The sequence below is a fragment of the Suttonella ornithocola genome (genome assembly GCF_001889065.1).
In the GTDB taxonomy this organism is placed as follows: Bacteria; Pseudomonadota; Gammaproteobacteria; order Cardiobacteriales; family Cardiobacteriaceae; genus Suttonella_A; species Suttonella_A ornithocola.
Genome location: NZ_LWHB01000099.1, coordinates 1 through 9655, shown reverse-complemented (window position 1 = coordinate 9655; position 9655 = coordinate 1). Strand labels below are relative to the sequence as shown.

The 9655-nt window shown below is 41.4% G+C and carries 12 protein-coding genes; 10 read left to right on the top strand and 2 right to left on the bottom strand.

The window, feature by feature from the left end; all coding sequences use genetic code 11:
- Together A5N85_RS17655 and A5N85_RS08065 are read right to left on the bottom strand one after the other, a co-directional pair.
- On the bottom strand, positions 1 to 135 hold a 135-nt coding region (locus tag A5N85_RS17655), incomplete at its 3' end, for a helix-turn-helix domain-containing protein (RefSeq protein WP_143143219.1).
- A gap of 553 nt (positions 136 to 688) precedes the next feature.
- Positions 689 to 1843 carry a TerD family protein gene (locus A5N85_RS08065; RefSeq protein WP_072576777.1) on the bottom strand — a complete coding sequence of 385 codons (1155 nt, stop codon included), beginning with the start codon at positions 1841 to 1843 and terminating at the stop codon, positions 689 to 691.
- A 90-nt stretch (positions 1844 to 1933) separates the two neighbouring features.
- Here A5N85_RS08065 and A5N85_RS15655 point away from each other — a divergent pair, with 90 nt between their 5' ends.
- The 10 genes from A5N85_RS15655 to A5N85_RS08020 form a co-directional block, all read left to right on the top strand.
- Positions 1934 to 2107, top strand: coding sequence for a hypothetical protein (locus A5N85_RS15655; RefSeq protein WP_169818639.1), 174 nt, complete (start codon positions 1934 to 1936; stop codon positions 2105 to 2107).
- Positions 2108 to 2128: 21 nt separating this feature from the next.
- Positions 2129 to 2362: a hypothetical protein gene (locus tag A5N85_RS08060; RefSeq protein ID WP_072576776.1), complete on the top strand. Its 234-nt coding sequence runs from the start codon at positions 2129 to 2131 to the stop codon at positions 2360 to 2362.
- A gap of 138 nt (positions 2363 to 2500) precedes the next feature.
- Positions 2501 to 3079 carry a TerD family protein gene (locus tag A5N85_RS08055; RefSeq protein WP_072576775.1) on the top strand — a complete coding sequence of 193 codons (579 nt, stop codon included), beginning with the start codon at positions 2501 to 2503 and terminating at the stop codon, positions 3077 to 3079.
- Between the two features lie 82 nt (positions 3080 to 3161).
- Positions 3162 to 3728, top strand: a complete 567-nt coding sequence (locus A5N85_RS08050) for a TerD family protein (protein WP_072576774.1) — start codon at positions 3162 to 3164, stop codon at positions 3726 to 3728.
- The gene (locus A5N85_RS08045; protein WP_072576773.1) at positions 3728 to 4873 is read left to right on the top strand and encodes a phosphoribosyltransferase domain-containing protein; all 1146 of its coding nucleotides are present in this window, start codon (positions 3728 to 3730) and stop codon (positions 4871 to 4873) included. Before A5N85_RS08050 ends, A5N85_RS08045 begins: the two co-directional genes overlap by 1 nt.
- Positions 4851 to 5591: an HAD family hydrolase gene (locus tag A5N85_RS08040; protein ID WP_072576772.1), complete on the top strand. Its 741-nt coding sequence runs from the start codon at positions 4851 to 4853 to the stop codon at positions 5589 to 5591. The genes A5N85_RS08045 and A5N85_RS08040 overlap by 23 nt, the downstream gene beginning before the upstream one ends.
- On the top strand, positions 5588 to 6670 hold the full coding sequence (locus tag A5N85_RS08035; protein WP_072576771.1) for a cysteine protease StiP family protein: 1083 nt from the start codon (positions 5588 to 5590) through the stop codon (positions 6668 to 6670). The genes A5N85_RS08040 and A5N85_RS08035 overlap by 4 nt, the downstream gene beginning before the upstream one ends.
- 2 nt (positions 6671 to 6672) lie before the next feature.
- Positions 6673 to 7581, top strand: a complete 909-nt coding sequence (locus A5N85_RS08030) for an HpcH/HpaI aldolase/citrate lyase family protein (protein ID WP_072576770.1) — start codon at positions 6673 to 6675, stop codon at positions 7579 to 7581.
- Between the two features lie 416 nt (positions 7582 to 7997).
- Complete coding sequence (locus tag A5N85_RS08025) at positions 7998 to 9269, top strand: VWA domain-containing protein (protein WP_072576769.1); 1272 nt, start codon at positions 7998 to 8000, stop codon at positions 9267 to 9269.
- A 72-nt stretch (positions 9270 to 9341) separates the two neighbouring features.
- Positions 9342 to 9655 (top strand): AIM24 family protein (locus tag A5N85_RS08020; RefSeq protein ID WP_211268108.1); only part of this gene is annotated, 314 nt, incomplete at its 3' end.

Here is a 9655-nt window from a genome sequence, read left to right as displayed (position 1 = left end):
TTTAGGATGGGGATTTTTAATCCAGCTATAAACGGTGAATTTGCTGATCTTGTAGCGCTTTGCAACAGCGTGCCAAGTTTCTCCATTAGCAATATCGTTAAGAATTTTCTGTCGGAATTGGCGGCAGTAGGTCATAGGATATGCTCAGTTTGTTTTTGATAATTCTACTACAAGTTGTTCTTTATATCTGCTTTGGATAGATTGGATTATAAGTGATTTGACTATATACATCTTTTGGGAAAGTCCTGCTATAAACGGAGGTCAGATAAAAGTACAAGCAAAAATGATATGCAAAAGCAAGCTTTATAGCCAAATATATTTAACTCGCATACAGAATTGGAGCATCTTTCCGTACTAATGTGTGCTGCCTGTATCTCGTCGATTTGTACGCAATCTGAACTTATTCAGCTATATCTGTTAAATATATCGTTGCAGTTTAACTAATCAACTAAAAAGGTAACGCTTATGTGTTAGAAATCATCAAGCTGAGACCTTTGCAAAGGTCTCTAGAGATTAAGTTAACGTTGTATGCATTTTTTGGAAAATTAGCTATATTCCAACGATAACTATACTCAAAGGCTAATAAAAGAGTCACGGAAATTAGATCGCCATTCCTGTAATAGTATGTGTGTTTACTTTATTCACCTATCTCAACAGCGTAACTAGTCTAGTAGCCTTTCACTATAACTTATTTCCGTCCTTTTATCCAAGAAAAACCATAATTAAAACGATTATCCAGCTGTCGATGGTCAGAAAAATACTCCACAATCCGATTCATCTGAATATTTCCCTGTTCATTTCTTAACTCTACAATGCCGCACATACTAGAATTGTTTCGCCCTTCTGTTAATCGCACTTCAATTTCTGGCTGATTAGGCACTTGTACGCGTACCACTCCATCCGTTGCCGCCCAATTCGGAACACCCTCATAAATAAAGCAATACACAACAATTTGAGAAATCTCGTCCCAATGCGCACCATTGATATAAAGCCACTCTCCTTCTTGTACAGCACCAGTTCTATCATCACCTGATAATTTTACATACGGATGCATTTCAAAATTTCCAAAACGGTTGCCCAATGCTTGAACCAAATCAATATCTCCATTTTGGAATCGAATCATTGCCCCTAAATCCAAATCGATGTTTTTATCTCCGCCAGTTAATCGCGCTAAGAAACCTTGTTTTTCTGATAGTCGTTGATTCCAGTTTAGATTGACTGCTATTTTTCCAAAACCTTGAGAGCGTTTTTCTAGACTAATACTGCTACGCGTTTTATCTAAAGTAATTTTAGAGAGATTGATGCTTGGCGGAGCGGTAGGCGTAGGTTGTGCATTTGACGTTGTAGGAGAAGACGGTTCATCAGCAATTTCAACACCAAAATGTTCCGCAAGCGGTTGTAGTCCACCATTAAAACCTTGCATAACAAATCGGATTTTCCATTGCCCATTATGCCGATACACTTCTGCCACAATAACAGCGGCTTCTTGCCTTTGTAATAATTCTTCATTTGCTTGGGCAATGTTTGGAACCACTAAATTCAGCTGCTTTAAGGCAGAAATACTATTGCCATTATCCATAGTGGCGCAAATAGCGATTTTCTCAATGTCTGAATCAATTTTATTGGTATCAAAAAACAATGTTGCTGAATGACTTTGCGTCGCTAATCGCACGCTGCCATTCGGTGTTTGCGTTTGACCGTAAAAAATCATATCTGCATCCCCGCGGACTTTTCCTTGTTTTAACAGATACGCTGTAATATCCGCTTGTCCTTGATAGTGAATATCTATTTGAAAGGTTGATTGCGTTAAAACAGTATTGGCACCAGCGATAAGCGTTTGCATTTGTTTCTCCAAAATAATTGCTATATAAAGTAATTGACAAATCTCTGAATAAATAATTAAATTAACTTTTATTTAAAAATAAGGATATTTATGAAAAAGTTGATTTGTCTTGCATTATTCACGATTTTTTCGGTTTCTCCAAGCTACGCAGGGTTACCGATCGTGTGGGGAGATAATGAGATGGTGATGAAAATTGGAGATTTTCCAAAAATTGAGGAATTAAAAATCAAAAACGAGGACTATCTTCAACCAGGATATTGTTGAAAACAATTTCAACTTTTTTGGGTGCCATTATGGAATCATAATGGACATTATTATGGTTATATCAATGAAGAAACATATAGTGATATCAATAAAGAATATTTATTAGAAATTGCAAATGAAATAAAAGCGCCTACCGAATGGGCAAATGCCGAACCAAAATTGCCTTTCTGGGATAGTATTGGTGGAAAGCTCGTGGCAGCAGGCGTTTTACTCTTTTTATTGCTTTTAGCAGCGGTGGGTAAAAAAGAAGAATAATCTAATTTATTGATTAAAATTTGATTAACTTATTTTTTGGCTTATTTTTCTTTCTTAAAAAATCGCAAACTCATTCGTCTTGCGAGTGTAAAAAAGAGTGTTTATGATACGGTTAATCTTTAACACTAGGAGAATATAATGGCGATTAGCTTATCAAAAGGTGGTAACGTTAGCTTAACTAAAGAAGCCCCAGGACTGTCTAATTTATTGATTGGATTAGGTTGGGATGTTCGTGCAACTGACGGTACTGACTTTGACTTAGATGCTTCAGCATTTCTTTTAAATGCTTCAGGTAAGGTTCGCAGTGATGCAGATTTCATCTTCTATAATCAGTTGAAATCTAGCGATGGCTCTGTTGAGCATATGGGCGATAACCGCACAGGCGAAGGTGATGGCGATGATGAAGAAATCGTGCTTCAGCTCAATAATATCCCTGCTGATATTGAAAAGATTGCATTTGCTGTCACTATCCATGAAGCAGATGCGCGTAAGCAAAATTTTGGACAAGTGTCTTCGGCTTATATCCGCTGCGTGAACAAGGACAATGGCACTGAAATCGCAAAATATGACTTATCAGAAGACGCATCTGTTGAAACCGCAATGATTTTCGGTGAAGTTTATCGTCATAACGGTGAATGGAAATTCAAAGCAATTGGCCAAGGATTTGCTGGCGGACTTGGACCTCTAGCGAAAAACTATGGTGTCAACATCGGTTAAACGGTGTCATGTAATTTTAGCCTTGCCGCGCCAAAAACGCAGCAAGGCTTTTTATTAAGTCCTTTCAAATGGGGAGAATACAATGTCTGTTAACTTAACCAAAGGTCAAAAAATTAGCTTAGCCAAACCTGATGGTTCTGCATTAAAAAAAGTTGTCATGGGGCTAGGTTGGGATGCCGTTAAGAAAAAAGGCATTTTTGGCATGTTCAGTGGTAACCAAGAAATTGATTTAGATGCCTCTTGTTTATTATTTGATGAAAATAAGCAGCCCGTTGATGTTGTGTTCTTTAATCACTTGAAAAGTGAAGATGGTAGCATCACACATACAGGTGACAATCGTACGGGTGATGGCGATGGTGATGATGAACAAATTATTGTTGATTTAGAACGCGTACCGGCTAGCGTCAAAGCTTTAGTTTTCACCGTTAATAACTATACAGGACAAGATTTCTCTCAAGTAGAAAACGCATTCTGTCGTTTAGTCGATCAGAGCAATAACCAAGAAATTGCGCGCTATAATCTTTCTGCGCAAGGCAATCATAACGCGCAAATCATGGCAAAAGTCTATCGCTATAATGGCAAATGGAAGATGCATGCCAGTGGTCGCACGTTTGAGCAGCTTATTCCTGCGATTATTCCGCATCTTTAATGAACGACGCTTATTCTCTACCTGAAGGTAAATTAACGCTTCAGATAACAAATGACATCGCAGCAGACGATTATTTTCTGGTAGCGGCGCGCGAAAATCCAAAGCGCGCCTTTCTTTTCGTATCTAAAAAACTAGGCAAACACCTACCCATTCTGCCATCAACAATGCTCGCCACTCAGCAAACGCTTGCAGAAAAAATTCCCACCAGTGCCGAACCTATTTTATTTATTGGTATGGCAGAAACCGCAACAGCCCTCGCAAGAGGTGTCTATCAAGCATGGTTAAATCAGCATCAGGATATTAAAAGTCTTTATATCGATACCACGCGTTATCATCTTAAAGATTACGAACGACTCAATTTTGAAGAACAACACAGCCATGCGCCAAGTATTGGTTTGCATATTCCGCAGGGTGACCAAGCACAGCTATTTTTTAATGCACAAACCTTAGTGTTAATTGATGATGAGCTTAGCACAGGCAATACCTTTATCAATTTGATTAAACGCTTACAAATGCGTGGACTCACTTTCAAAAAAGTCATTATTTTATCCATTACAGACTTCTCAGCAGATTATCGCGAGCAAATGAAAACGGCACTTACGCCATTAAAATTGCATTGGTACAGTCTACTGCAAGGAAAATGGCATTATCAGGCTGAGCGACAAATTGCGCCAGTGACAGAAGCAGCGCAAGGTAAATCTGTTAACGTCATCCCCCATGCGTTTAGCGCACGAACGGGCTGCCAGCAAGCCTTACAATGGACAGAAATACAACAAGAAACCGTAAAAAGTTGGCTAAAACCCAATAGGCGTTTGCTCGTGTTAGGCACGGGGGAATTTATGTTTGCGCCGTATCAATTGGCATTGCTTGCTGAAACCTTAGGCGCGGACGTGCGTTTTTGCGCGACTACACGTTCTCCCATTCGCTGCTGGGGCGCAATCGAAAAACGCGACACGCATTCTGACCCGTATGGTGAAGGCATTAGTAACTATCTTTACAATTATGCGCGCGAGGCTTATGACGCAGTTTGGTTGGTTAGTGAATTGTCGCCTAATCCTGATTTACTTTCGCTCGCGCAACAACTCGATGCGCAACTAATTACCTTAACCGCTGAGGGTAACCTTGCAAACCATTCTCTTTGCTGACCTTGATGACACCTTATTTGCGACTGAGCGCAAGCAAGGTAAGACAACAAATTGTCAATTGGCTTCAACGTTAAGTGATGGTTCACCATCAGGCTATTGCAATCAAAAGCAGCAAGACTTCTTCCAACTCTGGTGGCAAAATGCGTTGATTATTCCTGTTACTGCGCGTAGCGTCAATGCTTATCAGCGCGTTTTGTTGCCTTTTAACAGCTATGCCATCGTCAATCATGGCGGCACCATACTATTGCCAAACGGCGCGTGCGACCCTGATTGGCAACAACAAGTGCGCGCCTATCACTCCGAAACGCAAGATTGGCTGATGCGTCAGCTTGCGGTATTCCAACAAATTGCCCACAAGCAAGCCTGTGATATTCGACACAGCATTCAAAAAGAGGGCGATATGCCGCTTTATTTACTGATAAAACATAACCAAAATGATGCGCAAGCCTTAGCTGAACTCGTCCAAACCTATCGCCGCCAGCAAGCGCCACAAGAATGGCAAGAGGCAACCTTGCATCTGAACGACAATAATTTTGCCTTATTACCCCATTGGCTCGGCAAAGCGAATGCCGTGACCTATCTCATGGATAAACTCAAAGCCCAATATGGCGATTGCTTAACTATCGGCTGCGGTGATAGCCAAAGCGATTTAGCTTTCATGCGCTGCTGCGATTACTGGATAACCCCAACCCATAGCCAAATTGACCGAAGCTTATGACGAATGCTTTTCACGGGAGTTATCGTCCCGAAGATGTTACCTTTTTACTCACCCAATTATCACAAGTGGACGATTTGCCGCCACTAGAAAAAGAGCATGCCATTCAAAGTGGAAAACGCCATTACAGTGAATTCCTTAAACCCGAACGCGCGCCATCATCTGAATATCTTGCCACGTTTCGCCAAGCACTTGCGCAAAACGGCGTACGCATGGCGCAAGATTGCCGTACTTTAAGTGAACTTATTGCGCGACAGCATCCAAATGCAATTTTAGTTTCACTCGCGCGGGCAGGAACGCCTGTTGGTGTCATTCTCAAACATTTGCTGAGCGAACAATTAGGGCGCGATGTCGCACATTACAGCGTTTCCATTATCCGCGACAGAGGCATTGACCTTAATGCGCTGAATGCCATTTTGCGTCAACATCCCGATGGAGAAAATGACCTCATTTTTATTGATGGTTGGACGGGGAAAGGCGTGATTACCCAAGAGCTTGAACGCGCGCTTACCGAATATAACGCCAAATATCAGCGGAAAATTCTGCCAAGATTATATGTTTTATCTGACCTTGCTGGCGTTGCCACAGGGGCAGCGAGTTACGAAGACTATCTTATTCCGTCTGCTATCTTAAACGCCACGATTTCGGGATTAGTTAGCCGTACTGTGCTTAATCATCAAATTCAAGCTAATGATTATCACGGCTGCTTATATTATCGTCAGTTTGCAGACATTGACCAAAGCCAGTCTTTTGCTGACCATATCTTACAATTAGCGCATGAGCAAACACCGCAGCTGCCAGAAAATAGCGCTCAACAAAAGGCGCAAAACCATGCGCGTATGCAAACCTATCTTGCAGCAACGCGTGAGCGTTATGCGATTAAAGATAATAACTTGATTAAACCAGGGATTGGTGAAGCCACGCGCGTCTTATTACGTCGTGTGCCTGAAAGATTGATTTTACGCGACGCTACACAACCTAGCGTACAACATTTAAAATTGCTCGCTGAAGAAAAAAACATTCCCATTACCTATGATGCAGCCCTACCTTTTTATGCTGTATCGCTGATAAAAACCGCATGACAATGATAATAGATAAAAAACCGCCTTTAGGTGCAGCCCTTTATGTGCCTGCGACACATCCTGACCTTGCCGCCATTATGCAAGGCGACAAATTGCCACACATTAAAGAGCTCATCATTTGCACAGAAGACAGCGTGGCTGAACATGAATTGCCTCATGCTATCGCAAACTTAAAAGCAGCGCTTGATAGCTTTGTGCCAAGTGCAGAAAGTACGCGCCATTTATTTTTGCGCCCGCGCCATCCTGCGATTTTGCACGAACTCTTACAACATCCAAAGGCACTAAAAACCTTTTCAGGGGTGGCATTGCCAAAATTCACCGAAAATAACTTGCCCCTTTGGCGACCTGAATTACCAAGAACAACAGCCAACGGTCATCCTTTTTGGCTAATGCCTATTTTAGAAACCGTTGATGTTTTTTCTCCTAGCCAAATGGAAAAACTGGCTCATGCCTTACAACCTTTGGCGAAACAAATTCTCACCTTACGCATTGGCGGCAACGATTTACTTGCGCTGCTTAACATTCGCCGTCCGCGAGGTTGTACTCTTTATGAAACGGCTTTGGGGCATACCATTGCACAACTCTCGACTTGTTTCATTCCGAAAGGATTTGCGTTAAGCGCAGCCGTATTTGAATACCTAGATGATCCTGAAACATTAGCGCGCGAAGTGCAAAGTGATTTACATTATGGTTTAACGGGTAAAACTGCCATTCACCCTGAACAAATTGCATTGATAGAACAGCATTATGCTGTATCAGAGGCAGATTTGCGCGCTGCTCAAGCCATTCTCAATCCTGAAGCCAGTGGCGTTTTTCGCTTAGATGGTGCGATGTGTGAACCTGCAACGCATCGCGCATGGGCAGAAAAAATGCGCCGTCATGCAAGATTTTTTGGTGTGCGGACGAACTAATTTTATCGTCTCCATGTTACAAAATACCATTCTTTAGCGTAAATATATAGCTGAATGAGTTTAGCTTTCATACCACAGATAGCCAACCTCAGTACGGCAAAACGAGCTAACGCCGTATTTGAAAAATTGAAATTTCTCTATTTTTAGGGCGACAAAGGTCTCATTTCCTTATTCTATAGCAGCTATAGCAGCGCTCCTAAAAAACGCATACAGTACTTGGAGATAAGATGCTATTTTCAGGTAGATATTGAGTTATAGTGAGATCAGCTAAAAAACAAAACATCCTATAGCCCTTATCTAGCCATTCTGGCGGTAGATAACGTTCTGTTTTTTAGCTGATTTGACTATAATGTTGTATGCATTTTTTTGGGAAGTTAGCTATATAATTTTTCTACCAAAACATAGGAGAAAAGGAAATGCAAAATCTTACCGCAGGCGCAAATATTGCCCTTAAAGAACGTCATACTAGCATTCAGTTACATTATTCCAGTGGAACAGCAGATGTTACGGCGTATTGCTTATACGATAATGGCAAAGTGCGAGGGGATGCCGATATGATTTTTTATGGTCAACCGCAAAGCCAAGGCATTTCCCTCAATCATCATACGCTTACGATGGATTGCGCAGCACTACCCGCAGACATTGTCAAAATTGCCATTTGCATGACCAACGACAGCAACAATCTTGCGCCACTAGGACAACTAAAATTACAACTTCAAGATGGCAACCATGTGATTGCCACTGCTGAGGAAACTTTACAAGGACGCAGTGAAGCCGCGTTGATTGTTGGTGAATGGTATCGCCGCGCAGCGGCTTGGAAATTTCGGCTGGTGATGCAAGGATTTAATGGCGGATTGCGCCCACTTGCTGAGCATTTTGGCGTTGAAATTAGCGATGATGCTGAACCTAGCGAACCCGCGCCAACACCTGAACCGCCGCGCACGCCATTAGATTTGCGTAAACACAAAGTCGGCGTTGAATTGCGTAAATTAGGCATTGAACAAGAAAAAATGCGTGTCATCTTAGTAATGGATGCTTCAGGAAGTATGTCTTCAACTTATCGCAGTGGCAAAGTACAAGAGACCTTAGAGCGTTTAGTGCCTGTTGCCTCGAAATTAGATGATGATGGTCAGTTAGAATTTTATTACTACGCAAGTCGTTTTGCTTATCTTGGGACAATTAACGAACATCATATGACAGACTTTATTGGTAACGAAATGCCACAAAAAAGACAAGCGAAAGATCCTGAATTTAAAATACGCCTACAGAAAATTGCCGCTGATATAAAGCAAAATATTGATTTAACTAGCATCGGCGGTAGCAATAATGAACCACCAGTTATGGAAGATATTTTACAACGATGCCATAAAAACACAGGTGAACCTACATTAGTGCTATTTATTACTGATGGTGGTGTTAGTCATAATGCTGCAATCAAACATATTTTGCGTGAAGCTAGCCAACGGGCATTATTTTGGCAATTTATTGGGCTAGGTAATGCAAATTATGGCATTTTACGTAAGTTAGATACCCTTGATGGACGCATAGTAGATAACGCAGGATTCTTTGCAGTAGATGATATTAGTACGATTAGTGATGATGAGCTATATCATCGCCTACTTTCTGAATTGCCACAATGGCTAAATGAAGCACGCCGCTTGAATATAGTAAACGCTAAAACGAAATAAACGTGCTCCCCCTTCCTCTCTAAAGAACGGTTACAATTCTGCTTTAAATATTTACCATAGGAGACAAATATCATGGCAACTTTTAATCTCATTGGCGATACCGAACCTTTTTTGCATTGTCATTTAGGCTTAGGTGAGAGTATTCACTGCGAAAGCGATGCCATGATTATGATGGAAGACGGCTTAGAATTAAGCGGTGAAATGCGTGGGGGATTGTTTCAATCCTTAGCGCGCCGTTTTGCCACTGGCGAAAGTATTTTCCAACAAAAGATTACCGCAACTACTGCTGCTGGTGATTGTCTATTAGCCCCACAGCTTAACGGCGATGTGCAAATTATTGAGGTTGGCGGGAATACGCAATATCGCTTAAATGATGGAGCATTTGT

Bases quoted from the DNA above. Each gene is read 5' to 3' on its own strand.
- A5N85_RS15655 (WP_169818639.1), top strand. From the start codon at position 1,934: ATGAAAAAGTTGATTTGTCTTGCATTATTCACGATTTTTTCGGTTTCT.
- A5N85_RS08055 (WP_072576775.1), top strand. From the start codon at position 2,501: ATGGCGATTAGCTTATCAAAAGGTGGTAACGTTAGCTTAACTAAAGAA.
- A5N85_RS08050 (WP_072576774.1), top strand. From the start codon at position 3,162: ATGTCTGTTAACTTAACCAAAGGTCAAAAAATTAGCTTAGCCAAACCT.
- A5N85_RS08025 (WP_072576769.1), top strand. From the start codon at position 7,998: ATGCAAAATCTTACCGCAGGCGCAAATATTGCCCTTAAAGAACGTCAT.
- A5N85_RS08045 (WP_072576773.1), top strand. From the start codon at position 3,728: ATGAACGACGCTTATTCTCTACCTGAAGGTAAATTAACGCTTCAGATA.
- A5N85_RS08030 (WP_072576770.1), top strand. From the start codon at position 6,673: ATGATAATAGATAAAAAACCGCCTTTAGGTGCAGCCCTTTATGTGCCT.
- A5N85_RS08035 (WP_072576771.1), top strand. From the start codon at position 5,588: ATGACGAATGCTTTTCACGGGAGTTATCGTCCCGAAGATGTTACCTTT.
- A5N85_RS08065 (WP_072576777.1), bottom strand. From the start codon at position 1,843: ATGCAAACGCTTATCGCTGGTGCCAATACTGTTTTAACGCAATCAACC.